The organism is Caballeronia sp. LZ032 (genome assembly GCF_031451315.1).
In the GTDB taxonomy this organism is placed as follows: domain Bacteria; phylum Pseudomonadota; class Gammaproteobacteria; order Burkholderiales; family Burkholderiaceae; genus Caballeronia.
In genome coordinates this window covers 1,973,026-1,999,160 of sequence record NZ_JARUXP010000001.1, presented here as the reverse complement: position 1 = coordinate 1,999,160, position 26,135 = coordinate 1,973,026, and the positions used below count along the sequence as shown (strand labels likewise).

The 26,135-nt window shown below is 66.7% G+C and carries 20 protein-coding genes; 14 read left to right on the top strand and 6 right to left on the bottom strand.

Features of this window, described 5'->3' with window-relative positions:
* Positions 1 to 43 precede the first annotated feature (43 nt).
* Complete coding sequence (locus tag QCE69_RS09290) at positions 44 to 2,911, bottom strand: valine--tRNA ligase (protein ID WP_309917196.1); 2,868 nt, start codon at positions 2,909 to 2,911, stop codon at positions 44 to 46.
* 173 nt (positions 2,912 to 3,084) lie between these two features.
* Between QCE69_RS09290 and QCE69_RS09285 the strand changes: the two genes are divergently transcribed.
* The 5 genes from QCE69_RS09285 (at position 3,085) to QCE69_RS09265 (ending at position 9,110) form a co-directional block, all read left to right on the top strand.
* Complete coding sequence (locus QCE69_RS09285) at positions 3,085 to 5,457, top strand: UvrD-helicase domain-containing protein (protein WP_309917193.1); 2,373 nt, start codon at positions 3,085 to 3,087, stop codon at positions 5,455 to 5,457.
* Positions 5,454 to 6,206, top strand: coding sequence for a 5'-methylthioadenosine/adenosylhomocysteine nucleosidase (locus QCE69_RS09280; protein WP_309930396.1), 753 nt, complete (start codon positions 5,454 to 5,456; stop codon positions 6,204 to 6,206). The genes QCE69_RS09285 and QCE69_RS09280 overlap by 4 nt, the downstream gene beginning before the upstream one ends.
* A gap of 136 nt (positions 6,207 to 6,342) precedes the next feature.
* A complete protein-coding gene (locus tag QCE69_RS09275) occupies positions 6,343 to 6,630 on the top strand; it encodes a hypothetical protein (RefSeq protein ID WP_309930394.1) in 288 nt (95 codons plus the stop codon).
* Positions 6,631 to 6,644: 14 nt separating this feature from the next.
* A complete protein-coding gene (locus QCE69_RS09270) occupies positions 6,645 to 7,112 on the top strand; it encodes a hypothetical protein (protein WP_309930393.1) in 468 nt (155 codons plus the stop codon).
* Positions 7,113 to 7,199: 87 nt separating this feature from the next.
* Positions 7,200 to 9,110: a propionate--CoA ligase gene (locus QCE69_RS09265; RefSeq protein ID WP_309930391.1), complete on the top strand. Its 1,911-nt coding sequence runs from the start codon at positions 7,200 to 7,202 to the stop codon at positions 9,108 to 9,110.
* Positions 9,111 to 9,172: 62 nt separating this feature from the next.
* Here the strand turns inward: QCE69_RS09265 and QCE69_RS09260 are convergent, their stop codons facing one another.
* Positions 9,173 to 10,435, bottom strand: a complete 1,263-nt coding sequence (locus QCE69_RS09260) for an MFS transporter (protein WP_309917176.1) — start codon at positions 10,433 to 10,435, stop codon at positions 9,173 to 9,175.
* A 340-nt stretch (positions 10,436 to 10,775) separates the two neighbouring features.
* Between QCE69_RS09260 and QCE69_RS09255 the strand changes: the two genes are divergently transcribed.
* Complete coding sequence (locus tag QCE69_RS09255) at positions 10,776 to 12,428, top strand: methyl-accepting chemotaxis protein (protein WP_309917173.1); 1,653 nt, start codon at positions 10,776 to 10,778, stop codon at positions 12,426 to 12,428.
* 169 nt (positions 12,429 to 12,597) lie between these two features.
* Positions 12,598 to 13,041 (top strand): hypothetical protein, encoded by a 444-nt coding sequence (locus tag QCE69_RS09250; RefSeq protein ID WP_309917169.1) that lies wholly within the window; start codon positions 12,598 to 12,600, stop codon positions 13,039 to 13,041.
* Between the two features lie 25 nt (positions 13,042 to 13,066).
* Here the strand turns inward: QCE69_RS09250 and QCE69_RS09245 are convergent, their stop codons facing one another.
* Together QCE69_RS09245 and QCE69_RS09240 are read right to left on the bottom strand one after the other, a co-directional pair.
* Positions 13,067 to 14,539, bottom strand: a complete 1,473-nt coding sequence (locus QCE69_RS09245) for an HDOD domain-containing protein (protein ID WP_309930389.1) — start codon at positions 14,537 to 14,539, stop codon at positions 13,067 to 13,069.
* Positions 14,540 to 14,684: 145 nt separating this feature from the next.
* Positions 14,685 to 16,589, bottom strand: a complete 1,905-nt coding sequence (locus tag QCE69_RS09240) for an EAL domain-containing protein (RefSeq protein ID WP_309930388.1) — start codon at positions 16,587 to 16,589, stop codon at positions 14,685 to 14,687.
* Positions 16,590 to 17,044: 455 nt separating this feature from the next.
* Between QCE69_RS09240 and QCE69_RS09235 the strand changes: the two genes are divergently transcribed.
* The 3 genes from QCE69_RS09235 (at position 17,045) to QCE69_RS09225 (ending at position 19,495) form a co-directional block, all read left to right on the top strand.
* A complete protein-coding gene (locus QCE69_RS09235) occupies positions 17,045 to 18,343 on the top strand; it encodes an EAL domain-containing protein (protein WP_309930386.1) in 1,299 nt (432 codons plus the stop codon).
* Between the two features lie 93 nt (positions 18,344 to 18,436).
* On the top strand, positions 18,437 to 18,976 hold the full coding sequence (locus QCE69_RS09230; RefSeq protein WP_309919774.1) for a peroxiredoxin: 540 nt from the start codon (positions 18,437 to 18,439) through the stop codon (positions 18,974 to 18,976).
* Between the two features lie 39 nt (positions 18,977 to 19,015).
* Positions 19,016 to 19,495, top strand: coding sequence for a hypothetical protein (locus QCE69_RS09225; protein ID WP_309917163.1), 480 nt, complete (start codon positions 19,016 to 19,018; stop codon positions 19,493 to 19,495).
* Here QCE69_RS09225 and cydB read toward each other — a convergent pair whose 3' ends face one another.
* Both cydB and QCE69_RS09215 read right to left on the bottom strand, forming a co-directional pair.
* Positions 19,496 to 20,503: a cytochrome d ubiquinol oxidase subunit II gene (gene cydB / locus QCE69_RS09220; RefSeq protein WP_309930384.1), complete on the bottom strand. Its 1,008-nt coding sequence runs from the start codon at positions 20,501 to 20,503 to the stop codon at positions 19,496 to 19,498. It abuts the gene before it with no gap.
* A 43-nt stretch (positions 20,504 to 20,546) separates the two neighbouring features.
* Positions 20,547 to 22,004 carry a cytochrome ubiquinol oxidase subunit I gene (locus QCE69_RS09215; protein WP_309917157.1) on the bottom strand — a complete coding sequence of 486 codons (1,458 nt, stop codon included), beginning with the start codon at positions 22,002 to 22,004 and terminating at the stop codon, positions 20,547 to 20,549.
* Between the two features lie 268 nt (positions 22,005 to 22,272).
* Between QCE69_RS09215 and sugE the strand changes: the two genes are divergently transcribed.
* From sugE to QCE69_RS09195, 4 genes are all read left to right on the top strand, one after another.
* Complete coding sequence (sugE, locus tag QCE69_RS09210) at positions 22,273 to 22,593, top strand: quaternary ammonium compound efflux SMR transporter SugE (protein ID WP_309808913.1); 321 nt, start codon at positions 22,273 to 22,275, stop codon at positions 22,591 to 22,593.
* A 54-nt stretch (positions 22,594 to 22,647) separates the two neighbouring features.
* Positions 22,648 to 22,893 (top strand): hypothetical protein, encoded by a 246-nt coding sequence (locus QCE69_RS09205; protein ID WP_309917154.1) that lies wholly within the window; start codon positions 22,648 to 22,650, stop codon positions 22,891 to 22,893.
* Positions 22,886 to 23,515 (top strand): DUF4126 domain-containing protein, encoded by a 630-nt coding sequence (locus tag QCE69_RS09200; RefSeq protein WP_309917151.1) that lies wholly within the window; start codon positions 22,886 to 22,888, stop codon positions 23,513 to 23,515. The genes QCE69_RS09205 and QCE69_RS09200 overlap by 8 nt, the downstream gene beginning before the upstream one ends.
* A gap of 92 nt (positions 23,516 to 23,607) precedes the next feature.
* On the top strand, positions 23,608 to 26,115 hold the full coding sequence (locus QCE69_RS09195) for an ABC transporter permease (RefSeq protein ID WP_409021201.1): 2,508 nt from the start codon (positions 23,608 to 23,610) through the stop codon (positions 26,113 to 26,115).
* Positions 26,116 to 26,135: the final 20 nt, after the last annotated feature.

Here is a 26,135-nt window from a genome sequence, read left to right as displayed (position 1 = left end):
GAACGTCGAGATAACTGAAGGGGCCCGAAATCCAGATCCCGAATCAAACAGCCATCCGCAATAATTGGGCCTGAAGCTTCGCAACCGTGGCTTCGTATTCTGCCAGCCTTTTCCGCTCCTGTTCCACGACAGCCGCCGGCGCTTTTGAAACAAAGCTTTCATTCCCCAGCTTCGCGTTACATTTGACAATTTCGGCGCTCAGACGGTCCACTTCCTTACCGAGACGCTCGCGCTCGGCGGCGACATCGATCTCCACCTTCAGCACCAGCTTGCTGCCGCCGACGATCGCCACCGGCGCGCCGTGCGCCTCGCGGTCGAGCGCGGCTTCGTCGTCGATGATCTTCACCTCCGACAGACGCGCCAGCGCCGCGACATACGGCGCAAACGCAGCCAAGCGCGCCGCGTCGCCGTGCGCGAGCAGCGGCACCTTGGTGGCCGGCGACAGATTCATCTCGCCACGCAGATTACGACACGCATCGATGACACTCTTCAGTTCGGCTGCCCACTGTTCAGACGATTCATCGATCTTTTTCTGCTCGGCGCGCGGATAGGGCTGGGTCATGATCGACACTTCGCCTTCCTGCGCGTTTGCCGGGAAGGCGTCCGTCAGCGGTGCCACCTTCTGCCACAGTGCCTCCGTGATGAACGGAATGACCGGATGCGCGAGGCGCAGCACCGTCTCCAGCACGCGCAGCAAGGTGCGCCGCGTGGCCGTCTGCTGTTCTGGGGTGCCGGTCTGGATCTGCACCTTCGCCAGTTCCAGATACCAGTCGCAGTACTCGTCCCATACGAACTTGTAAATCGCGCTGGCGACGTTGTCGAAACGGTAATCCGCGAAACCCTTCTCGACTTCGGCCTCGGTGCGCTGCAGGAGCGAGACGATCCAGCGGTCCGCCTGCGAGTAATCCGTGTAGCCGCCGGGGCCGCAATCGCCCGGCTTGCACGCGCCGGGGTTCGCGAAGCCGCAGTCGTGGCCTTCGCAGTTCATCAGCACGAAACGCGTGGCGTTCCACAGCTTGTTGCAGAAATTGCGATAGCCCTCGCAGCGCGCGAGGTCGAAGTTGACGTTGCGGCCAAGCGTGGCCATCGACGCCATCGTGAAGCGCAGCGCGTCCGTGCCGAATGGCGCAATGCCTTCCGGGAATTCCTTGCGGGTCTTCTTCTCGATCTGCGCGGCGGCCTTCGGATTCATGAGGCCCGTGGTGCGCTTGGCGACCAGCTCCTCGAGACCGATGCCGTCGACGATATCGATCGGGTCGAGCGTGTTGCCCTTGCTCTTCGACATCTTCTGGCCTTCGGCGTCGCGCACCAGGCCATGCACATAGACGGTGTCGAAAGGCACCTTCCCGGTGAAGTGCGTGGTCATCATCACCATTCTGGCGACCCAGAAGAAGATGATGTCGAAGCCCGTCACGAGCACGGAGGAGGGCAGGAACGCCTTCAGTTCGGGCGTTTCGTTCGGCCAGCCGAGCGACGAGAACGGCACCAGCGCCGACGAGAACCACGTGTCGAGCACGTCCTCGTCGCGGCGCAGCGCGCCTGTGTAGCCTTGCGCGTCGGCTTCGGCGCGGGCTTCGTCTTCCGTCTTCGCAACGAAGATCTCGCCGTTCTCGCCGTACCACGCCGGAATCTGGTGGCCCCACCACAGCTGCCGCGAGATGCACCAGTCCTGGATGTTCTCGAGCCACTGGTAATACGTGGTGGTCCAGTTCTCCGGAACGAACTTGATCTGGCCGCTGCGCACGACATCGAGCGAGGTCTCGGTGATGGACTTGCCCGGATTGAACGTGCCTTCCGGCGCGGCCTTGCTCATCGCGACGAACCACTGGTCGGTCAGCATCGGCTCGATCACCACGCCGGTGCGGTCGCCGCGCGGCACCATCAGCTTGTGCGGCTTGACGGATTCCAGCAGGCCGAGCGCTTCGAGATCCTTCACCACTTCCTTGCGGGCGTCGAAGCGGTCCATGCCGCGATACTTCGCGGGCGCGTTGTCGTTGATCTTCGCGTCGAGCGTGAGGATCTCGATCATCGGCAGCGTGTGGCGCTGGCCCACGGCGTAGTCGTTGAAATCGTGCGCGGGCGTGACCTTCACCACGCCGGTGCCGAATTCGCGATCGACGTATTCGTCGGCGATGACCGGAATCTCGCGGTCGCATAGCGGCAGCACCACCGTCTTGCCGATCAGATGCTGATAGCGCTCGTCATCCGGATGCACCATCACGGCAGTGTCGCCGAGCATGGTCTCAGGCCGCGTGGTGGCGACCGTCAGATGACCCGAGCCGTCCGGCAGCGGATAGGAAATGTGCCAGAGGTTGCCGTTTTCTTCCTCGCTGACCACTTCGAGGTCCGAGACAGCGGTGCCGAGCACCGGATCCCAGTTCACCAGGCGCTTGCCGCGATAGATGAGGCCCTGCTTGTAGAGCGTCACGAAGACATCGCGCACGGCGGCCGACATCTTGTCGTCCATCGTGAAGTATTCGCGCGACCAGTCGATCGACGCGCCCAGGCGCCGCACCTGGTTCGTGATGGTCGAGCCCGACTGCTGCTTCCACGCCCACACGCGCTTGAGAAACGCCTCGCGGCCGAGGTCGTGACGCGAGATGCCCTGGGCGTCGAGCTGGCGCTCGACCACGATCTGCGTGGCGATGCCCGCGTGATCGGTGCCCGGCACCCACAGCGTGTTCTCGCCGAGCATGCGGTGATAGCGCGTCAGGCCATCCATGATGGTCTGGTTGAACGCGTGCCCCATGTGCAGCGTGCCGGTGACGTTCGGCGGCGGCAACTGGATGGAGAAGTTCTTCGCGCCCTCCTTGAACGTGGGGGCGGCGTACCCGCGTCGTTCCCATTCCGGGCCCCATTGGGATTCGATCTGCTGAGGCTCGAAGCTCTTGGCAAGCGTGCTGTCGCTCATGGTGGAATCTGCCGAAAAATGCGTGAAAAGATGCGGAGAATCGCCAATTATAAGGTTCGGCACGGGCCATCGGACGAATTCGGCCGAGCGCGCCGCCCGTGCCCCCGAACGTCGCCGGCAGCGCGGTCTTATAATGACCGGCTTGCCTCGACCCCTCCGCGCCGCCTTTTTCCATGCCCGAACTGCTCGCCAACCTGAATCCCGAACAGCACGCCGCCGTGACGCTGCCCGACGAGTCCGCGCTCATTCTCGCGGGCGCCGGCAGCGGCAAGACGCGCGTCCTCATCACCCGCATCGCGTGGCTGATCCAGCAGGGCTATGCGTCGCCGCCCACGGTGCTGGCCGTCACCTTCACGAACAAGGCCGCGAAAGAAATGATGGCGCGGCTCTCGGCGCTGCTGCCCATCGACACGCGCGGCATGTGGATCGGCACGTTCCACGGGCTGTGCAACCGCATGCTGCGCGCGCATTTCCGCGATGCGGGCCTGCCGCAGGCCTTTCAGATCCTCGACACCGCTGATCAGCTGTCCGCCATCAAGCGGCTGATGAAGGGCCTGAATATCGACGACGAGAAGTATCCGGCCAAGAATCTCCAGTACTTCATCAACAATGCGAAGGAACAGGGGCTGCGGCCGAAGGACGTCGATGCCACCGACGACTTCAACCGCAAGTTCGTCGAGCTCTATCAGGCCTACGAGCAGCAATGCCAGCGCGAGGGCGTGGTCGACTTCCCGGAACTGCTGCTGCGCTGTTTCGAGCTGCTGGCGCACAATCCGCCGCTGCGCGCGCATTACCAGGCGCGCTTCCGCAATATCCTCGTCGACGAGTTCCAGGACACCAACAAGCTCCAGTACGCGTGGCTCAAGATGCTGGCGGGCGAGCACAACGCGATCTTCGCGGTCGGCGACGACGACCAGTCCATCTACGCATTCCGCGGCGCGAATGTCGGCAACATGCACGACTTCGAGCGCGAGTTCCGCGTGCGCAACCTGATCAAGCTGGAGCAGAACTACCGCTCGCACGGGCATATTCTCGACGCGGCCAACTATCTGATCGCCAACAACGCCAACCGGCTCGGCAAGAACCTGCGGACCGACGCGGGACACGGCGAGCAGGTGCGCGTCTACGAGGCGGCCACGGATTCGCAGGAAGCGGGCTGGATCGTCGAGGAAATCAAGGCGTTGATCCATGCGGGCGCGGCGCGCGGCGAGATCGCGGTGCTGTACCGGAGCAATGCGCAGTCGCGGACCATCGAGCACACGCTGGTGAACGCGGGCATTCCGTATCGCGTGTATGGCGGCCTGCGCTTCTTCGAGCGCCAGGAAGTGAAGCACGCGCTCGCGTATCTGCGCCTCATCGACAACCCGAACGACGACACCGCGTTTGCGCGCGTCGTCAATTTCCCGACGCGCGGTATCGGTGCGCGTTCCATCGAGCAGGTCGCCGACGCGGCGCGTCTCTATAACTGTTCGATGGCCGCGGCCGTGCCCTACGTCACCGGCAAGGCGGGTTCGAGCCTCGGCGCGTTCGCGACGCTGGTCGCGAAGATGCGCGCGGAGACGCAGCAGATGAGCCTGCCGGAAACGGTCGAGTACGTGGTGCGCGCGAGCGGTCTCGCGGCGTTCTACGAGACCGAGCGCGAAGGTCAGGACCGGCTGGAAAACTTGCAGGAACTCGTGAACGCGGCGGCGGCGTTCGTGAGCGAGGAAGGCTACGGTCTCGACACCCCGGCGCGTTCCATTCCGCTGCGCCCGGGCGCGACGGCGGCGCCGGAGATCGCGGCGGTGAGCGAAGACGGCGAGATCGAAGTGCTCGACGCGCCCGGCATCGCCGACCCCGCGCAGAATCCCGACACGATGACGCCGCTCGCGGGCTTCCTGTCGCATGCCTCGCTCGAAGCCGGCGACAACCAGGCGCAGGCCGGCCAGGACGCGGTCCAGCTGATGACCGTGCACGCGGCCAAGGGCCTCGAATTCATGGCGGTGTTCATCACCGGGCTGGAGGAAGGGCTGTTTCCGCACGAGAACAGCGCGCAGGAATCGGACGGACTGGAGGAAGAGCGGCGCCTCATGTACGTGGCGATCACGCGCGCCAAGGAGCGGCTGTATCTGTCGTTCGCGCAGAGCCGCATGTTGCATGGCCAGACCCGCTACAACATCCGCTCGCGCTTCTTCGACGAACTGCCCGAAGGCACGCTCAAGTGGCTCACGCCGAAGGTCGAGGCGGGCGCGCGCTGGGGCGGCCGCTCCGACAACGCCGGCTGGGGCCGCGACTGGTTCGCGCGGCCCGGCCAGGAGCGCGGCGGTTCGTCGTATGCGCGCGACCAGCAGGCCTCGGGCGCGGCGCTGCCGTCGTTCGCCAACGAGCAGCGCGCCGCCGACGCCGGCTTCAAGGTCGGTCAGGCCGTATTCCACACGAAGTTCGGCGAAGGCACCGTGACCGCGCTGGAAGGCGCCGGCGGCGATGCCCGCGCGCAAGTGCGCTTCAAGCGCCACGGCGAGAAATGGCTCGCGCTGGCGGTCGCGAAGCTGCAGGCCGTCGAATGAAGCGGCTCGGCATCATGGCCGCGCTGCCGCAGGAACTGGGCGACCTGATCGCGCGGATGCAGGCGGCCGGCGATTTCCGCACGGTGACGCTCGGGCGGCGCGAGTATCACATTGGCCAAGCGCATGGCGTGCCGGTCGTCGTGACGCTGGCGCGCATCGGCAAGGTGGCGGCGGCCGCGACGGCCAGCGCGCTGATCCACGTCTTCGACGTCGATGCCATCGTCTTCACGGGCGTCGCGGGCGGCGTGCGGGGCGATGTCAACGTGGGCGACATCGTCGTCGCGGATGCGCTGCTGCAACACGATCTCGACGCCTCGCCGCTGTTTCCGCGCTATGAAGTGCCGCTGCTCGAACGCGCGCGTTTCGAGCCCGATGCCGCGTTGGGCAACGCGCTTGCCGTCGCGGCCGCGTCGTTCGTGGCCGAACAGGGCGCCGCGCTCGCGGACCGCTTCGGCATCGCTGTGCCGCGCGTGCATCGCGGGCTGATCATCAGCGGCGATCGCTTCATCGCCAGCCATGACGCGCTGCTTGCCTTGCGCGACGCGTTGCCGGATGCGCTCGCCGTCGAAATGGAAGGCGCGGCGCTCGCGCAGGTCTGCTTCGAGCACGACGTGCCGTGCGCCGTCGTGCGCACCATCTCCGATACCGCCGACGCCGCCGCGCCCACCTCCTTCGTCGAGTTCCTGAGGGCGATCGCCGCGACCTGGTCGTCGGGTATCGTTGCGCGCTTTCTGCCCGCCAGCCGCTGAACGTTGCCCTGCTCTGGACGGGCAGGGCTTTCCCGCATTTCTCCCGGATTGGCCAAATCCCGCTTGTAGTTGAGAATGATTCTCAATACAATGACTTCCCAGAACCTGAGGCAACAAAACGGGAGGTCTCGAGACCATGACCAACGATTTCACCGCCATCGGTGCGGCGGGCGCGGCCAGCCCCGCCTGCGCGACGGACGAGCGGGAAACACGCAGTGACGCATGCGCCGTATCGGTGAATGCCGAGCGCGTGCTCGACACGACGCGCCGCGCGTGGAGCGAAGCCGCCGCGAACCCAACGCACGCTCATTCCGAGCGCCGCCCGAAACGCGCCGCACAATCGAAACGGCGCGTGGTGCCGCGGCTTTCGCGCTGGCCGAGCCTGATCGCCGCATTGAACTACTGGAGTCCGAAACCGCTGTGAATGCCGCCGATTCCGTGACGAGATCCGTCGAAATTCCGTCGCTCGTGCTCGACGAGCGTTTCTTCGACACCAGCCGTTTTCCGTTCGTGCGGCTGCGGCCGCGCGCTGTGCGGACCGGGTATGCGTTCGCGTGGAGCGCGCAGATGAGCCGCCTGCTGGCGCTCGCGACGCCGTTCGTGCTGGCCGTCGAGCACGACGAGCGCGAGTCCGCCGACGACGTCCGCCTGCGCGCCGCGTGGATGCGCACCCATCGCGCGGTGCTCGCCACCTTCTGCCGTGGGCTGATCGTCGTGGAGCCGCGCATCGAGGCGCGCGCGACAACCCGCGAAAAGCAGCGCGCGCTGACCGAAGGCTGCGGCGTGCGCACGGTCGTCGTGTCGAGCCTGCGGGTGGCGGGCGAACTCGCGCCCGTGCTGCTCAAGCATTCCGCGCCCGCGGCGGTGCCGTTCCCCGCGACGCGCGCGCGCAGCAAGGCGCTCTGAAGCGCGCCGCGCCCGGAACCGATCAGGGCGCGCCCTGTCTAGCAGGGGTTTTACGGCTGCTCTATCCTGAGGAGCCAAAAAGCCGCCTTGCAGAGGACGACGCGCATGCCGAGTTACCGAGAAGCGTATCGCCGGTCGATCGAGCAACCTGAAGACTTCTGGGCCGAACAGGCCCGCCGCATCCACTGGCAGACGCCGTTCGAGCAGGTGCTCGACCGGAGCCGTCCGCCGTTCGCGCGCTGGTTCGTCGGCGGCCGGACCAATCTCTGTCATAACGCCGTCGACCGCCATCTGGCCTCGCGCGCGGAGCAGGACGCGCTGGTGTACGTATCGACGGAAACGGGCATCGAGCGCCGCTATACCTACGCCGAGCTGCATGCCGAAGTGAACCGCATGGCGGCCGTCATGCGTTCGCTGCACGTGAAGAAGGGCGATCGCGTGCTGATCTACCTGCCGATGATCCCCGAAGCGCTTTTCGCGATGCTCGCCTGCGCGCGTCTCGGCGCGATTCATTCGGTCGTGTTCGGCGGCTTCGCGGCGCCGAACCTGGCCGCGCGCATCGACGATGCCGAGCCCGCGCTCATCGTCACGGCGGATGCCGGCGCGCGCGGCGGCCGGGTGATCGACTACACGCCGCTCGTCGACGAGGCGCTCTCGCGCGCGCAGTTCAAGGTGCCGCAGGTGCTGCTGATCGACCGGCAACTGGCGCCGGAGCGTCTGCAAGCGAGCTATCTCGTCGCCTACGAACCACTGCGCGAGCGTTACTTCGACGCCCACGTGCCGTGCGAATGGCTCGAAGCCAACGAGCCGTCCTACGTGCTGTATACCTCCGGCACGACCGGCCGGCCAAAAGGCGTGCAGCGTGACGTCGGCGGCTATGCGGTGGCGCTCGCCGCGTCGATGGAGCACATCTTCGAAGGTCAGCCCGGCGACACGATGTTCACCGCCTCCGACATCGGCTGGGTGGTGGGACACAGCTACATCATCTATGCGCCGCTGATCGCCGGCTGTACGACCGTCATGTACGAAGGCACGCCCATCCGTCCCGACGGCGGCATCTGGTGGCGGCTCGTGCAGCAGTACGGCATCAATCTGATGTTCACCGCGCCCACCGCGATCCGCGTGCTCAAGAAGCAGGACCCGGCGTTGATGGAGCGTTACGACCTGTCGAGCCTGCGCACGCTGTTCCTGGCCGGCGAGCCGCTCGACGAACCCACGGCGCGCTGGATTCAGGGCGCGCTGCACAAGCCCGTCATCGACAACTACTGGCAGACCGAAACCGGCTGGCCGATGATCGCGATCCCGCGCGGCATCGAGGCCTTGCCGTCGAAGCTCGGTTCGCCGGGCGTGCCGTCGCTGGGCTTCGGGTTCAAGCTGCGCAACGAGGCAACCGGCGACGAATGCGCGCCGGGCGAAAAGGGCGTGGTCACGCTGGACTATCCGCTGCCGCCGGGCTGCATGCAGACCGTGTGGGGCGACGACCAGCGTTTCGTCGATACCTACTGGAACAGCGTGCCGAACCAGCTCGTCTACTCGACCTTCGACTGGGGCGTGCAGGACGAAGACGGCTATGTGTCGATCCTCGGACGCACTGACGACGTGATCAATGTCGCGGGCCATCGGCTGGGAACGCGGGAGATCGAGGAAGCGCTGTCGGCGCACGCGGCGGTCGCGGAGGTGGCGGTGGTCGGCATCGCCGATGCGGTCAAGGGACAGGCGGCGGCGGCTTTCGTCGTGCTGCGCGACGCGGCGTGCATCGAGGCGCCGGGCGCGCGCGACGGGATGGAAGCCGAGTTGTGCCGCGCGGTGGATAGGCAACTGGGCGCGATCGCGCGTCCGGCGCGTGTGCACTTCGTGACGATGCTGCCGAAGACGCGCTCGGGCAAGCTGCTGCGCCGCGCGATTGCGGCGCTGGCGGAAGGGCGTGATCCGGGCGAACTGCCGACCATCGAAGATCCGGGCGCGCTGGCGCAGGTGCGGGAGGCGCTGGGCTCCTGAGGCGCCAATGCAAACGGCGGGCGCAAGCGCCCGCCGTCATCAGCACGCATCAACCGCGTCAATCAAGCCTTCGCATGCTCGTCATGCGTCTTCGGGAGCAGCACCGTCAGCACGCCGATCAGCGGCAGGAACGCGCAGACCTTGTAGACGAACTCGATGCTCGTCGCATCGGCCAGCTGGCCGAGCACGGCGGCGCCCACGCCGCCCATGCCGAACGCAAAGCCGAAGAACAGACCCGCGACCATGCCGACCTTGCCGGGAATCAGCTCGGTCGCATACACCAGGATGGCCGAGAACGCCGACGCCAGCACCAGCCCGATGATCACCGACAGCACGCTGGTCCAGAACAGGTTCGCATAGGGCATCAGCAGCGTGAACGGCGCGACGCCGAGAATCGACACCCAGATCACCGCCTTGCGTCCGACCTTGTCGCCGATCGGCCCGCCAACCACCGTGCCCGCCGCGACCGCCGCGAGGAACACGAACAGATGGATCTGCGCCGACTGCACCGACAGCCCGAACTTGTTGATCAGATAGAAGGTGAAGTAGCTGTTGATGCTCGCGAGGTAGAAGTACTTCGAGAACACGAGCAGCACGAGCACGCTCATTGCCATGATGACGGTCTTGCGCGGCAGCGTGGCGTGCTGCACCTGCGCGCGGCCTTTCTTCGTGGCGGGATGACGCTTGTACCAGCGGCCGATGTTGGCCAGCACGAACATCGCGACCAGCGCCGCCGCCGAGAACCACGCAATGCTGCGCTGGCCGTGCGGAATGATGATGAGCGCGGCAAGCAGCGGTCCGAGCGACGAACCCGCATTGCCGCCCACCTGGAACAGCGACTGCGCGAGGCCGTGCTTGCCGCCCGAGGCCATGCGCGCCACCCGCGACGATTCCGGATGGAACACCGACGAGCCGCAGCCGACCAGCGCCGCCGCCACCAGCAGCATGCCGAAGCTGCCCGCCACTGACATCAGCAGCAGCCCCGCCAGCGTGAAGCCCATGCCCACCGGCAGCGAGTAAGGCTTGGGATGCTTGTCGGTATAAAGCCCGACGAGCGGCTGCAGCAGCGACGCGGTGATCTGGTAGGTCAGCGTGATGAGGCCGATCTGCCCGAACGAGAGCGCGAACTCGCTCTTGAACATCGGGTAGATGGCCAGGATCAGCGACTGGATCATGTCGTTCAGCAGATGCGAGAAGCTGATTGCGCCGAGTACCGAATAGACGGTGCGCTGCGCGGCGGCCACGGGCTTGGCCGTCTGGGTATCGGAAGTGCCGGCCGTCGCGCCGGCGGGCGACAACGCGCCCTTGTCGATGCTGGTTTGCATGGTGAATGGCTGAGGTAAGCGGAATCGTCTCTGTTTTTGTTGTTTCAAGTCGGCCATTTATGCGCTGACTGAATTTCTGACAAGTGTAGGCTGTCCCCGATGCGTTGTCCTGCCAAGCTTTGTCGCGAATCAGACAGCTTGATGCACCGCAATCGATCATTCTGCTGACAAAAAGCATTTTTGGCACGCTATAACCGTATGAAGCGGCAGCGAACGCCTGTTCGCTATCCGTAGAAGCTCGGCTCAAGAAAGCCGGCCAACTGCCGTACTACCGGCGGGACCAGAACCGGACGCGCCACACGACGGCACCGTCCGCAGACCATCAGCGGGGATTCAATCGATGAAACTGTTTTCGCTACGCGGCGCACGGACCGCGGGCTTTCCGGCGGGCGCCCAGCGCGCATCCTCCACGGCCACGGCCCAGCCACGCGGATTGTCCGTCAAGGCGTCGCTCAGGCTGGCGTTCGGCGTGGTTCTCGCGGGCACGCTCGTCATCGGCGCACTGGCGCTGACCCAGATCAGCCGCCTCAACGGCTCGACCGAATCGATCTACACGCAGGGCTATGTCGCGAGCCGCGCCGCCGAGGAAACGCGTGGCTATCTGCTGCGCGCGAGCCGCTCGCAGAAGATGCTGCTCACTGCCAGCACCGCGAAGGAGCGCGACGACCTCGGCGCGGAAATCGAGCAGGCGCTTGCGGGCATCGGCCGGGAACAGGCGCAACTGGCGCAGTATGTCGATCACGGCGACCACGACGCACTCGCGCAGCAGAAGGCCTTCGCCGGCGCCGTCGGCACCTGGAGCAACAACCTGCGCACCTTCGTCAAGCTCGTGAAGGAACAGCCGCTCGATCTGTCGCAGATGAACTGGCAGGTCGGCACGCAGGACGTGTCGCTGCTGGTCGAGACCGGCAAGCTCGAAAAGCGCGTCGACGAACTCGTCGCGCGTCGGGGCGCCGCTGCGCGCGCCACCATCGATGCCGCCGCGTTCATCTTCCATTCGTCGTTCGTGATGGTGTCCGTGCTGACGCTCGCGCTGTGCGCGCTCGCGATCTGCGTCTCCGAATGGGTCGTGCGGCGGCTCGCCGGACAGCTCGGCGGCGAACCTGCTTACGCGAAGGACATCGCGCGGCGCATCGCGGCGGGCGACCTGGCCCACGAAATCAGGCTCCGGCGCCGCGACGACGACAGCATGCTGCACGCGCTCGCCGACATGCGGGCCGGCCTCTCGGCGACCGTCGGCGACATCGCAGCCAGCGCGGAGGCGATCGCTTCGGCATCGAGTGAGATCTCGACCGGCAACGTCGACCTGTCGCGCCGCACGGAAGAACAGGCGGTCGCGCTGGAAAAGACCGCGACCAGCATGGAGCAGCTCACCTCGACCGTGCGTCAGAACGCCGACAACGCCATGCAGGCGAGCACGCTGGCGCAGAGCGCGTCGGAGATCGCGGAGAAGGGCGGCGCGGTGGTGAACCGCGTCGTCGAGACGATGCAGCGGATCGATGCGAGCGCGAAGAGCATCGGCGACATCATCGGCGTGATCGAGGGCATCGCGTTCCAGACCAACATCCTCGCGCTGAACGCAGCCGTCGAGGCGGCGCGCGCGGGCGAACAGGGACGCGGCTTCGCGGTCGTCGCGGGCGAGGTGCGCAGCCTGGCGCAGCGTTCGTCGTCGGCGGCGAAGGAGATCAAGGGCTTGATCGACACGTCGGTGTCGCGCGTGTCCGACGGCTCCACTTACGCGCAGCAAGCCGGCACGACAATGGAAGAGGTCGTGCGCGCGGTGCGCCGCGTCACCGACATCATGGGCGAGATTTCGGCGGCGTCGGCCGAGCAGAAGACGGGCATCGAGTCGATCGGCGACGCGGTCTCGAAGATGGACGCCGGCACCCAGCAGAACGCGGCGCTGGTGGAGCAGGCGGCGGCCGCCGCGCAATCGCTCGACGACCAGGCGCGCGCGCTCAAGGCGCTGGTCGGCAAATTCCAGCTGGCCTGACGCGGCCGGTGGAACAAAAAGCACGATAGAATCGCGGACGGGCGCGGCAGGGCGCCCGTTCTCGCGAAAGTCCTACGCACCTGACCACGACGTACCGTCACCCTGGATCGAACCGCAACGTCGAACCTTTTCAGCCGCAGCGAGAACGGCGCCATAAAGGAACAACGTCATGTGGTCTACATCCTGTCCCATCGCTGCCCCCGCATCCCATGGCAACTACCTGCGCGAACACGCGCGACGCCTGCTGCGCCTCGCCCGCGACGGCGACACGAGCGCGTCCATGCCGGTGCTGCGCCGCCTGCTCGCGGCGCGCATCCTGCCGGCCGGCGGCCTCGCTCAGCTCCACGCGCGGCGCGCGGACCTGCAACTGAAACACCTGCTTGCGTTGATCGCCGCCGAACTGGGCTACGCGAACTGGGACGCGTGCAAGGCCGCGATCGACACGCAGCCGGATGCGGTCATCGACCGCTACCGGCTCGACGCCGGCGCGTTCAACGACTTCGAGAAGAACTGGTTTGCGAACGAGGCGGAAGCGCTCGACTGGCAGCGCGCCCACGGCGGCTATGTCGTGCGATACGGCGAGCAGGCCGTGGCGATCCTGAAAAGGGAATAACGCGCGTCCGGAGAGAGAAGCCGCTTCAGATCAGCTCGACTTCCTTCCAGTTGGCGCCGAGAAAGAAGCGGCTCAGTTCTTTCGTGAGGCCGTTCAGCGCGCTCATTTCAGGGGGCGAGATCTTGCGCACGTGCTGCGGATGCGTCCAGTCGCCATAGATGAGCGCGATGGTGGAATCGTTCGACTTCACCGGCAGCAGCACGAACGCCTGCGCTTCGCCGAGCGTCTCCTTGTACCAGCGCGGCAGGCGCGCGTCGATGCGGGCGTCGTGCGCGTTCTCGATGAAGATGCCCACCGGATTGCTGATGGCGAGATGGAATACGTCGGGCCGGAAGTCGGCGGAGAAGCGCAGTGCCGGCAACATCGGCTCGACGCCGCTGCCGAGCCCGAGCCGCGCATGGAATTCGTTGTTGGCCTGGCGCACGAAGACCACGGTGCGCGACAGATGCAGGCTCGCCATGATCGATTCGGAGACCAGCGCGAGCGCCGGCCCCAGCGCATTCCGGGTCGGCAGCGCGCGTAAATCCTCAATGCTCGCGCCGATGCGCGCCTCCGCCGAAATCTTCGCGCGCGCCATGGCGTCGGCGTTGGCCTGCAGTTCGGAGATCTCGCGGATCACGCCGTCGCTGGCTTCCTCGCTGGCGAGCGCGAGGCTCATCGAGGTGAGGAGTTCGGCGTCGGTGTTGAGCGCGCCGGCGTAGCGGCTGGAGATGTCGAAGACCACCGACTCGCGCCCTTCCGACGCCACGTTCTGCGCGGTGAGGGCGTCGGCGACCTCGGTGGAATAGTTCGAGATGGCGCGCAGCCAGCGCACGTGCTTCGGCACGGTTTCATCGACGGGCGCGTTCGGGTCGGTGGCGCGCATGCCTTCGCGGATGGTCTCCGGCAGGCGCCAGCGGTCGGCGGCCTCGAGGCCGATTTCATCGAAGGTCACGCCCAGCAGCGCCGCGCACGCCGCGCTGTCCGGGATGTTTTCCGACGCGGCCTTGCGGCGCAGCTGATCCCACTCGTGTTCCAGGTAGAACGCCACCAGCAGCTTGCCGATCTGCCGCATCAGCGTGCAGACCACGGCTTCCTCGGCGGAGCGCAAATCCTTGTGTTCTGTGAGCTGGCGCGCGACCGCGCCGGACAGCAGGGTGCGGTTGAGTTCCAGCTTGGCGTCGATACGGCGCGGCGCGCTCTGATGAAAGTGGTCGACGATCTTCAGTCCCACCACGAGATGACCGACGGCGTCCATGCCGAGGACCATCAGCGCGCGCGTGACGGTGGTGATGTTGCCGCCGAACGCGACGTACATCGCGGAATTGGCGAGGCGCAGCACCTTCTGCGTGAGGCCGACGTCCGACAGCACGACTTGCACGAGGGACGTGAAGTCGAGGTCGTCATCGCTCATGGCGGACACGGTCGAGCGCAGCGCCTGCGAGAGCATGGGGAAATCCCCGCGCTCGCTCATGCGCGACCACAACTTGTCCAATAGTTCGGCCTTGGTGCGTGCCATTGCTAAAAATAAGAACCCTGCGTTACGCGACGGCTATCCCGAGGCGGTCCAGCACCTACAATCCCAGCACCCGATAACGAAATTTACACGTTATTAGGGGGTTACGGCGCGTTCCTCAATCGGAACGCGAACAAAGGGGCGCGCTTCATGCCTCGTACAACACCAGCGAGTTCGACTGGAAAGAGCGGGCCAGTTCGTCCGACGGCAGCGCATGGCTGATCAGCCAGCCCTGGATGTGATCGCATCCGAGCTCGGCCAGCAGATCGCGCTGCGCTTCCGTCTCGACCCCTTCGGCGACCAGTTCGAGCCCGAGCGATTGCGCGAGCCCGACCACGGCGCCGACGATCGCACGGTTGTTGCGCGAGGTAACAATGTTCTCGACAAAGCTGCGGTCGATCTTGAGCTTGGAAAGCGGAAAACGCTGCAAATAGGCGAGGCTCGAATAGCCGGTGCCGAAGTCGTCGACGGCGAAGCGGATGCCGACCGCGGTCAGCGCCTCCAGCAGGCCCGTCGCTTCTTCCGGATCGTGCATCAGCAGGCTCTCGGTGATTTCGAACACGAGCCGCCGGGCGTCGATGCCGGTGAGCGCCAGCGCCTCCTGCACGGCCGCCGTGAAGCGTTTGTCGCGGAACTGCTGCGGCGACACGTTCACCGAGACATAGTCGAGCCGGATGCCGATCGCGTCCCACTGCACGATCTGCATGCAGGCGGCCTTCAGGACCCAGTTGCCCAGATAGTTGATCAGGCCGATCGATTCCGCGAGCGGAATGAAGGTCGAGGGCGGCACCAGTCCGTGCACCGGATGATTCCAGCGCATCAGCGCCTCCACGCCCACCACCGCGCCGGTCAGGATCTTCGTGATCGGCTGGAAGTAGAGCGAGAACTCGCCGTTGCGCACGGCTTCGTACAGGTCGGCTTCCAGCTTAAGGCGTTCGGCGTCGGCGGGGTTGTCGTCGAGCGTGTGAAACACGAGCGCGTTGCCGCCCGCTTCCTTGGCTTGCGCGAGCGCGTGATCGGCCATGCGCAGCAGGCTCGTCTGCACGTTGCTGCGCGCGTTCTTGCCCGTCTGGTCCGGATACAGCGCGACGCCCACGCTCGCCGACAAGTGCGTATGCTGCCCGCGATGCCGGTACGGCTGCGCGATCGCGGTAAGAAGACGGCGCCCGAGCGCTTCGGCGAGTTCGGGCGTGGTGCCGGGCGGCAGCAGCACGGCGAATTCGTCGCCGGCCACGCGCGCGACGCGCTCGCCGTGGCTCGCCGTGTGCTGGACGCGGCGCGCCGTTTCGCGCAGGAGTTCGTCGCCGGCGTCGTAGCCGAGGGCGCGGTTGATGCGCTGATAGTCGTCGATGTCCAGCAGCACCAGACCCGCGTGCGTGCGCATCGCCTCGGCTTCGGCCTGCGCCGCGCCGATCGCGGTCTTCAGCGCGGTCAGGTTCTCGAGTCCGGTCAGCGGGTCGTGATGCAGCCGATGGTTGAGCTCGGCCTCGCGTTCGCGCCAGTGGGACACGTCGAAGGCGGCCAGCGCGAAGCCCGGCGTGCCGCGCCCGGCCGTCGAGATGAGCCGCAGCTCGACGCAGATCGGATAGGTCAGCGACTTGACCACCGTCAGCACCGCCGACTCGAGCCGGCCGCTCGCGCGCGCCCGGGCGACGAGCGCATGCAGTTCGTCGGCCTCCTCGGAGGCGACGAGATCGTGCAGGGTCAGCATGCTCAGGTAGTCGCGGTGATAACCGATGAACTCGATGCTCGCGTCCGACACATATTGGAAGCGCAACGCGTCGTCGAGCTGGGCGAGGAAATCGACGGCGCCGAGCATGGCTTCGGGCGCCGGTGAAACGGGCGTGGCGTGGGGCACTTCTACGGTGACTGATGCGGTGGCAGGTACGGCGGCACGTGCGTCGGTGTTCATGGCCGCGGGGGCCAGCGGCGCTTCGGCCGGCGCGGCGTGTTCCTGGCGCTCGCGCGCGGCACTTCCCCAGGCGCGTGACAGCGCATCGAGCGCGATGCGCCACGGTGCGCGGCGGGAGGCGGTGATCCGGTTCGCTTGCATGATTTCAATGGGGTTCGGGCGGCGGCGCGCGTGTCCGGCAAGGACGGCGCGCTCACGCAGGGCTCGCGTCTGCCGCCGGGGGTGTGCCGGAACGGGCGCGGCACGCTTTATCAGGCGAGTTATCGGCCCAGGTGGCTGTTTCTTTAACAAGTCATCCAAATGCCACACATCATGCTGGCCCTAAAGAGTTGTCCAGCGATTGTCGATATCAAGTTTCATATTATGTATGTTCGCGTTATCGGTTACAGTGGCGCGGTTTCTGCAGCAAACGGTTACTCCGCCCACGGCCAGCCATCGCCGCGTTGTGAATTCCCAGCTTCCGTTCGCCTCATGATCGACTTCCTTTCGCTGCCGGTTCGGGCTCGAGCCCGGATCGTCAGACCGGCCTTCACGCATCCATCAGACACGCCTGCGGCAAGGTTCGCGCTCCGGCACGCTCAAGCGCGGTTCCCGACATGCCTGATTCGTTCCTGAGGCGCTCGATACTGGGCCGGCGAGGCCAGAGCGTCTACGTGGGCCGCCAGCCCATTCTCGATGGCGACGGCGCGCTGGTCGCCTACGAACTGCTGTTCCGCGACAGTCCCGACAACCGCGCGCGCGTCCACGACGACGTGCAGGCCACCGCCCACGTGGTCGCCCGTACGGTGGGGGAAATCGGCGTGCCGGCGGTGCTCGGGCCGTATCCGGGCTATGTGAACATGAGCCGCGAACTGCTGTTCGACGACATCGTGCACATCATGCAGCCGCAGCGTTTCGTGCTGGAGCTGCTCGAAAACATCACCTTCGACGACGTGCTGTTCAAGCGCTGCGCGCAGCTGCGCAAGGCGGGCTTCCGCTTTGCGCTCGACGACGTCGTGCGGCTGGACGAGCAACTGCTCGAGGCGTTGCCCTCGGTCGACATCGTCAAGGTCGATTTCCTCGCCGCCGATCGCGCGCATCTGCCGGAACTGGCGGCGGCGGTGAAACTGCAGGGCAAGCAGCTGGTGGCCGAGAAGGTCGAGACACACGAGGACTTCTCGCAGGCCAGGAAGCTCGGTTTCGATCTGTTCCAGGGGTATTTCTTCGCGCGGCCACAGGTGCTGTCGGCGCGGCGCGCCAGCCCGGCGCGCGGCGCGCTGCTCCGGCTGATGACCGTGCTCGCCGGCGAACCCGGCATGCGCGAACTCGAAACCGAACTCAAGCGCAACCCGGATATCGTCGTGCAGCTGATGCGCCTCGCCAATTCGAGCGCGCAGACGCGCGGGCGGCGCGTGTCGTCGCTGCGCGAGGCGATCGCGGCGGTCGGCACCCGCCAACTGATGCGCTGGGCGCAGTTGCTGCTCTATGCGGACGGCAGCGGGCTGCCGTGGCGCTCGGACCCGCTGCTGCAACTCGTGGGCACCCGCGCGCGCTTCCTGGAACTCGCGGCCGGCGTGCTGCGCCCCGGCGACGAAGCGCTCGCCGACGCCGCCTACATGACCGGCATCTTTTCGCTGGTGCACGTCGTGCTCGACATGCAGCCGGCGGAGATTCTCGATAAGCTCCATCTGGCGGCCGAGATCCGCACCGCGATCCTCGCGGGCGTGGGTCCGCTCGGCACGCTGCTCGGCGTCGCGCGGGCGGCGGAGCGGGGCGATGCGCCCGCCATCGACGCGAGCCGCCTGGCGCAACCCGGCCTCAACGCGCTCACGCCTGCCATGCTGGCGAAGCTGCAAGTGGAGGCGGCGGCCTGGTTCGCCGAGCATCGTCTGGACGAGGACACCGGCGACGCGTGACGCGCGCGCGCGGCGCACCCATTTCATCGACATTCACCGCAAGGAGCGCGCATGAACAGCAAGTCTCTCAACCGGACGGCGCGTGGCGCCCGCATGTGGGCGGCGGCCATCGCCTGCGCGGCCGCGCTCCAGCCGCTCACCGCGTCCGCGACGCTCAAGCCCGGCGATGCCGCGCCCAACTTCACCGCGCAGGCCTCGCTCGGCGGCAACGTGTACGACTACTCGCTCGCTGACGCGCTGAAGAAAGGCCCGGTGGTGCTGTACTTCTATCCGGCCGCGTTCACCAAGGGCTGCACGATCGAGGCGCACGAGTTCGCCGAAGCGGTCGATCAATACAAGGCAGAAGGCGCGACGGTCATCGGCGTGTCGCACGACAACATCGACACGCTCAAGCAGTTCTCCGTCAGCGAATGCCGCAGCAAGTTTCCCGTGGCCGCCGACGCCGATTCGAAGATCATCCGCTCGTACGACGCCTCGATGCCCATGAAGAGCACGATGGCCAATCGCGTCTCGTACGTGATCGCGCCGGACGGCAAGGTCATCTACGAGTACACGAGCCTGTCGCCGGACCAGCACGTCAGCAACACGCTGCAGGCGCTGCGCGACTGGAACGCGAAGCACAAGGCGCAGTGAAGCACTGCGGTTTTCTGATCTGAACGCACCGGAGCCGCCATGCCTATCGTCGTCGGACTGATCGTTGTCGGCCTGCTGATCTACGGCGCGATCTGGTCATTCGATGCCATTCACGCCCACTTCGGCCTCGGTGCGGCCATCGGCGCGGCGGTGGTCGTGCTGGCGCTCATCGCGGCGGGGCTGATGCGCTGGCGCGCGAGCCGTCGGGAGATTGCGCCGAACCTGAGCCGCGGCGAGCACGGCGACTGGACCCACGAACTCAAGGCCGAGTGGGGCGGCGTGCGGCTGGCGGCGGGCAAGCGCCTGTGCGACGTGCGCGTGGGCGAGGCGCGCGGCAGCTACATCTTCGCGGACCTGCGCGGCGCGCGCATGCTGGAGCCGGCGGGCGGCGGTGCCTGGCAGGTCGCGCTCGACGTGCGCGACGCGCAGCACGGCGAGTGGACCTTGCCGATGCGCGATCGCGCGCAGGCGCACCAGTGGGCGCGGCTGCTTACGCTGGCGACCCAGCAGAAGCTCTGATCATTCGGCGTGGTAGCCCATGTCGCCACGCACCTTGCCGCGAAACACCCAGTAGGACCAGACCACGTAGATGATCAGCACCGGCAGCAGGAACATCGTGCCGATCAGCAGGAACTGCTGCGAGAGCGGCGCCGTCGAGGCATCCCACAAGGTCACCGACGGCGGCGCGATGAATGGCCACAGGCTGATCACGAGGCCGGTGAAGGCGAGAAAGAACAGCCCCATCGAACACAGGAACGGCGTGACTTCGCGGCCCCTCGCGAGACTCGTCCACAGCGTCCACGCGAGCAGCACGGTCAGCACCGGCACCGGCGCGAACACGAAGCTGTAGGGAAAATCGAACCAGCGCGCCGCGATGCGCGCATCCTTGAGCGGCGTCCACAGGCTGATGAGCAGGATGAACGCAATCACGCCGATCAGCGCATAGCGCGCCATGCGCCGTCCCCACTCCTGCAATTCCCCCTCGGTCTTGAGCACGAGCCAGGTCGTGCCTTGCAGCGCATAGCCGAAGATCATGCCGACGCCGGTCAGGAGCGGAAACGGCGCGACCCAGTTCCAGCTGGTGCCGGCGTAGACCCGGCCTTCGATCGGAAAGCCCTGGATGAACATGCCGAGCACGATGCCCTGCGAGAATGTGGCGACCAGCGAACCGACGCCGAACGCGCCATCCCACAGCCGCTTGCGCGCGCCGATCACCTCGCGGAACTCGAACGCGACGCCGCGGAAGATCAGGCCCAGCAGCATGAACAGAATGGGGAAATAGACGGCCGGCACGATGATCGCGAAAGCCAGCGGAAACACCGCGAAGAGTCCACCGCCGCCGAGGATCAGCCAGGTTTCGTTGAAGTCCCAGACCGGCGCGACGGAGTTGATCATCAGGTTGCGCGACTCGCCGTCGCGGCGCAGCAGGAACATGATGCCGACGCCCAGATCGAAGCCGTCGAGCAGCACGTACATGAATACCGCCAGCGCGAGAATGGCGGCCCACAGGGGCACGAGATCGAGCATCGGGTTCTCCGGTTCGGTTCTTGATGATGCGTCCGGCGGCGCTTCAGGAGCGGCCGCGGCCCGGCGGGACGATATCGTCCTCACGCACCGGACGCGTCGCGCTGCTCCCACCCGCCGACACCGCCGAGAGCGGCCGTGCGGCGCGCGTCTTCGTGTCGAGCTCGTCCTTCTCGTGCGCATGCGCCACTTCCGCCGGTCCGACCCGCACCAGCCGGCGCAGCAGGAAGAAGCCCGCGCCGAAGATCACCAGATACGCCAGCACGTAAAGCAGCCACGAAAGGCCGACATCGGCGGCGGTCAGGGACGGCGTCACCGAATCTTTGGTGCGCAGCAGGCCGTACACGGTCCACGGCTGGCGGCCCGCTTCGGTGGTGGTCCAGCCGGCGATCACCGCGATGAAACCCGCCGGCATCGACCAGGTTGCGCAGCGCAGCCAGCGCGTGCTCGTCTCCACCTTGCCGCGCGCGAACAGCACGATGCCCCACAGCACGAGCGCGAACATCAGCAGCGCGATGCCTACCATGATGTGAAACGCGAAGAACACCACCGCGACGGGCGGCCGGTCCTCGCGCGGGAAATCCTTCAGGCCGCGCACGTAGCCGTTCGGATCGTGCGTCAGATAGAGACTGCCCAGGACCGGAATCGAGATCTCGAAGTGATTGCGCTCCTCATCCTGATCGGGGATCGAGAAGATATTGGCCGGAATGCGCGTGCCGGATTCCCACAGGCCTTCCATCGCGGCGAGCTTGGCGGGCTGGTGCTTCAGCGTGTTGAGGCCGTGCGAGTCGCCGAGCACCATCTGGATCGGCACCATGATGATCAGGAAGATCAGCGACATCTTCACCATCACGCGGCTTTCCTCGAGCGCGCGCCGCTGCCGCAGGTACATCGCGCCGACGCCGAGAATCACGAAGCCGGTCGTCACGAGGAACGCGCTCACGGTATGGCTCAGCCGGTACGGAAACGAGGGCGAGAAGATGACGTCGAAGAAGCTGACCACCTCGAAACGGCCGTCGGGCGTGATGCGATGGCCTTGCGGCGTCTGCATCCAGCTGTTCACGGCGAGAATCCAGAACGACGAAATCACCGTGCCCGCCGCGACGAACACCGCCGACATGACGTGCGCCCATTGCGGCACCAGCTTGCGGCCGAACAGCAGGACGCCGAGAAACGCCGATTCGAGGAAGAACGCCGTCAGCACCTCGTAGCCCATCAGCGGGCCGACCACATTGGCGGTGGCGTCGGAGAAACGGCTCCAGTTGGTGCCGAACTGGAACGGCATGACGAGGCCCGACACGACGCCCATCCCGAACGACACGGCGAAGATCTTGAGCCAGAACGCCGACAGGCGGCGGTAGACGTCGCGCTTCGTCACCCACCAGTTGAATTCGAGCGTGGCGATGAAGCAGGACAGGCCAACCGTGAACGCCGGCAGCAGAATGTGGAACGCGACGACCCAGGCGAACTGGAAACGGGACAGCAGGACCGAATCGACATGCATGAACGCTCCTTTTGAGGCATTCCTGAGACGGGTGGCGCGACCCGACGCCGCGCGCGGGCGCCGGCAGGTTGTTCCTGGCTTCCGTGATTAATACACGTTTTTGATGACGGAGGTCGGGCGCGGCGTCAACCGGACGGGCGATCTGGCGCGGTCGCCGGCGAGCCATGCACCACTTTGGTAAAATCCGGGCTTCGTTTCAAGGCCGGGCGGACGACCGCCTGCGCATCGTTTCCACCGGGGACGGCCCCGCTTTCAAGGGAGTCACCCCATGTCCTGGATTCTGCTGTTCATCGCCGGCCTGCTCGAAGTCGCCTGGGCCGCCGGCCTCAAGACCTCCGAAGGCTTCACCCGGCTGTGGCCGTCCGTCTTCACCCTCGTCACCGCCACCGGCAGCTTCGTGCTGCTCGCCATGGCCATGCGGCAACTTCCCCTCGGCACGGCCTACGCGGTCTGGACGGGTATCGGCGCCGTCGGCGCTTTCGTGTTCGGCATCGTGTTCATGGGCGAGGCGCTCACGGCGGCGCGCGTGCTGAGCGCCGTGCTGATCGTCGCGGGGCTGATCGGCCTCAAGCTCTCGTCAGGGCATTGAAAATACGGCCGGCGCGGCCGTGCGCCGGCGCACCGGGAACGCCGATCGCTTGGGTTGTTGCTGCACCGCGTGGTTTTGCGTGGATATAATGGTCTGAGGTCAACCGGTTTTCGTCCGATTCCTGTCTTCTGTGCGCCGCCCGATGCGCCATTGCGCTATCGCATGATCGGGCCGCACGGCTTCAATCCGGCAGGCGGCGTTTTTTTCATCATCCCCGGAAAGACCGCAATTTTCAGCCGGTCAATCGCCCGCCAGCGGCGAACCTCGGCAGGCAGCATCAAGGGAGGCGGCAATGCTTGAGTCACTTTCGCTCGCGGCGGGCCTGTCATGGGCGAGCGGGCTGCGCCTGTACCTGACGGTCTTCATCGCCGGGATGTTCCAGCGCATGGGCCTCGTCCACCTGCCGGATTCCCTCGCCATTCTCAGTTCCCCGTGGGTCATCGGCGTCGCGGCGGTGCTTACCGTCGTCGAATTTCTCGCTGACAAGATTCCCGCCGTCGATTCCCTGTGGGACGCGGTCCACACCTTCATTCGCATTCCGGCGGGCGCGGTGCTTGCGGCCGGCGCGCTCGGTCACGCCGATCCCGCCATGCTGACCATCGCGGCACTGGCCGGCGGCACGCTCGCCGGCGCATCGCATTTCGCCAAGGCGGGCACCCGCGCGCTCATCAATCTCTCGCCGGAACCGGTGTCGAACTGGGCCGCCTCGACCACCGAGGATGTCGGCGCGCTCGCGGGCATCACGCTCGCGCTGTTCGTGCCGCTGCTGTTCCTCATCCTTGTGCTGGTGTTCCTCGTGCTCGCGGGCTGGGCCTTGCCGAGGCTCGCGCGTGGTGTGCACGGCGGCGTGTCGCGCATGGCCAAGCACATGCTGCCCGGCACCTATGCGCGTATCGACCGGTTGCGGAGCAAGCACGATTGAGCTCCGCAGCGAAACCCGGTTCCAACTCTTCCCACGTCACACCCAAGGCCGGCGCGGCGCACGCTCCCGTGCGGCTCGGCCTCGTGCCGCTGATGCGCCAGGCATGGCGCATGACCGCACGCGACTGGCGCGCGGGCGAGCTGACCATGCTGCTGCTTGCGCTGGTGCTGGCGGTTGCCGCGCTGTCGAGCGTCGGCTTTCTCGCCGATCGCATGCGCCAGGGGCTGGCCCGCGACGGCCGCCAGATGATCGCCGCCGATTTCGTCGTGCGCGCCGATCATCCCGTCGATGCGAAATTTGCCAGTGAAGCGCAGTCGCTCGGACTGGAGACGGCGGGCACCACGATTTTCCCCAGCATGATCAGCTCGACAGCGGCGCAGCCTGCCTCGCGGCTCGCGGCGATCAAGGGCGTGACCGACGGCTATCCGTTGCGCGGGGCGCTGCGCATCGCGCCCGCCGTCGATGCGCCCGACGCCCCCGCGCATGGCATTCCCGCGCCGGGCACGGTCTGGGCCGATCCCGCGCTGCTCGATGCCCTCAAGACGAAGGTCGGCGGCACGCTCAAGGTCGGCACGCGCACCTTCACGGTGGCGGGTGTCATCACGCGTGAGCTGGATCGCGGCTTCTCGTTCGTGAACTTCTCGCCGCGCCTGATGATGCGTGCCGACGAAATCGCGGGCACCGGCCTGAACGGCTATGGCAGCCGGGTCACGTATCGCCTGCTGGTGGCGGGGCCGGACGACGAGGTCGAACGGTTCGCAAAATTCGCGCGCGACCAGGTGGACGGCGGCAAGCTGCGCGGCGTCGGCCTGGAATCGCTGTCGGACGGGCAGCCGCAGGTGCGCCAGACGATTGACCGCGCGAGCCACTTCCTCACGCTCGTGTCGCTGCTGACCGCGCTGCTCGCGGCGGTCGCCATCGCGATGGCCGCGCATCGTTTCGCGCGCCGCCATCTCGACGGCTGCGCCGCGATGCGCTGTCTCGGCGTCAGCCAGCGCACGCTGCGTTTGCTGTTCCTGAACGAATTCCTGGCGATCGGCGTGATCGGCAGCGTGACGGGCGTCGTGCTCGGTTTCGGCGGGCATCTCGTGCTGCTGAACTGGCTCGGCTCGCTCGTCGATGTCGAATTGCCGCAGGCCAGCGCATGGCCCGCGCTGCAAGGCATCGCGATGGGGCTCGTGCTGCTGCTCGGCTTCGCGCTGCCGCCACTGCTGCCGATCACGCGCGTGCCGCCGGTCCACGTGATCCGCCGCGAACTCGGCGATGCGCAGCGGGTCGCGCATGCGGCCTACGGCGTCGGCGTGCTGCTGTTCGCGGCGCTGCTGATCGTCGCGGCGGGCGAGTGGAAGCTCGGCGGCATCGTCGCGGGCGGCTTCGCGGCGGGCTTGCTCGTGTTCGGCGCGATCGCGCGCGCGGCGCTCTGGGCCGCGGCGCGCTTCGTGCGGCGCGAGCGCAGCCGGGCGGGCGTGGGCTGGCGCTACGCGCTGGCGTCGCTGGAACGGCGCAGCGGCTCGAGCGCACTGCAGATCACCGCGCTCGGCATCGGGCTGATGTGCCTGTTGCTGATCGGCATGACGCGCAACGATCTCATCAAGGGCTGGCGCGACGCCACACCGCCCGACGCGCCCAACCAGTTCCTCATCGATATCCAGCCGGACCAGCGCGCCGGCGTGCTCGACTACCTGCACACGCACGGCCAGCCGGCCGCCGTGCTGTCGCCGATGGTGCGCGCGCGGCTCGTGTCGATCAACGGCAAGCCGGTGAATCCCGACAACTACGACAAGGCCGATGCGAAGCGCCTGGTCGATCGCGAATTCAACCTGTCCTATACCACCCAGCTGCCCGACGACAACCGCGTGACGCAGGGCACGTGGTTCGGCACGGATGCGAAGCCGCAGGTGTCGATCGAAGAGGGCATCGCGAAGACGATTCGCGTGAAAGAGGGCGACATGCTGCGTTTCGACGTCGCCGGGCTGCCGGTGGAAGCGCCGGTGACGAGCTTGCGCAAGGTCGACTGGAATTCGTTCAAGGTCAACTTCTTCGTGCTGATGCCGCCCGAAGCGCTCGCGGATCTGCCCGCCACCTTCATCACGAGCTTTCATCTGCCCGAGAGCGGACAGCGGATGATCGACGGGCTGGTCGCGCGCTATCCGAACGTCACGGCCATCGATGTCGCGCCGATCCTCGCGCAGATTCATCGCACGCTCGCGCAGGTGATCGGCGCTGTGCAGTTCCTGTTCATCTTCACGCTCGCGGCGGGTGTGCTCGTGCTGTATGCCGCGCTCGCCGGCACGCGCGACGAACGCGTGCGCGAGTCGGCGCTGCTGCGCGCGCTCGGTGCGTCGCACGGCCAAGTGCGCGCGGTGCAGATTGCGGAGTTCGTCGCCGTGGGCGCGTTGTCGGGCCTGATGGCGGCGCTCGGCGCGCAGGGCATCGGCTATGTGCTGGCCGCGCGCGTGTTCGAATTTCACATCGATTTCAATCCGTGGCTCGTGCCGGCGGGCGTGGTCGCGGGCGTCGCCTGCGCGGGCCTGAGCGGCTGGCTGAGCCTGCGGCGGGTGCTCGCGCGTCCCGCGTTGCAGTCGCTGCGCGATGCCTAGCGTTTCACCGGTTCCCAAGC

Bases quoted from the DNA above. Each gene is read 5' to 3' on its own strand.
- QCE69_RS09255 (WP_309917173.1), top strand. From the start codon at position 10,776: ATGAAACTGTTTTCGCTACGCGGCGCACGGACCGCGGGCTTTCCGGCG.
- QCE69_RS09290 (WP_309917196.1), bottom strand. From the start codon at position 2,911: ATGAGCGACAGCACGCTTGCCAAGAGCTTCGAGCCTCAGCAGATCGAA.
- QCE69_RS09240 (WP_309930388.1), bottom strand. From the start codon at position 16,589: ATGCAAGCGAACCGGATCACCGCCTCCCGCCGCGCACCGTGGCGCATC.
- QCE69_RS09275 (WP_309930394.1), top strand. From the start codon at position 6,343: ATGACCAACGATTTCACCGCCATCGGTGCGGCGGGCGCGGCCAGCCCC.
- QCE69_RS09200 (WP_309917151.1), top strand. From the start codon at position 22,886: ATGCTTGAGTCACTTTCGCTCGCGGCGGGCCTGTCATGGGCGAGCGGG.
- QCE69_RS09230 (WP_309919774.1), top strand. From the start codon at position 18,437: ATGTGGGCGGCGGCCATCGCCTGCGCGGCCGCGCTCCAGCCGCTCACC.
- sugE (WP_309808913.1), top strand. From the start codon at position 22,273: ATGTCCTGGATTCTGCTGTTCATCGCCGGCCTGCTCGAAGTCGCCTGG.
- QCE69_RS09280 (WP_309930396.1), top strand. From the start codon at position 5,454: ATGAAGCGGCTCGGCATCATGGCCGCGCTGCCGCAGGAACTGGGCGAC.
- cydB (WP_309930384.1), bottom strand. From the start codon at position 20,503: ATGCTCGATCTCGTGCCCCTGTGGGCCGCCATTCTCGCGCTGGCGGTA.
- QCE69_RS09260 (WP_309917176.1), bottom strand. From the start codon at position 10,435: ATGCAAACCAGCATCGACAAGGGCGCGTTGTCGCCCGCCGGCGCGACG.
- QCE69_RS09250 (WP_309917169.1), top strand. From the start codon at position 12,598: ATGTGGTCTACATCCTGTCCCATCGCTGCCCCCGCATCCCATGGCAAC.
- QCE69_RS09225 (WP_309917163.1), top strand. From the start codon at position 19,016: ATGCCTATCGTCGTCGGACTGATCGTTGTCGGCCTGCTGATCTACGGC.
- QCE69_RS09285 (WP_309917193.1), top strand. From the start codon at position 3,085: ATGCCCGAACTGCTCGCCAACCTGAATCCCGAACAGCACGCCGCCGTG.
- QCE69_RS09215 (WP_309917157.1), bottom strand. From the start codon at position 22,004: ATGCATGTCGATTCGGTCCTGCTGTCCCGTTTCCAGTTCGCCTGGGTC.
- QCE69_RS09195 (WP_409021201.1), top strand. From the start codon at position 23,608: ATGCGCCAGGCATGGCGCATGACCGCACGCGACTGGCGCGCGGGCGAG.
- QCE69_RS09235 (WP_309930386.1), top strand. From the start codon at position 17,045: ATGCCTGATTCGTTCCTGAGGCGCTCGATACTGGGCCGGCGAGGCCAG.
- QCE69_RS09245 (WP_309930389.1), bottom strand. From the start codon at position 14,539: ATGGCACGCACCAAGGCCGAACTATTGGACAAGTTGTGGTCGCGCATG.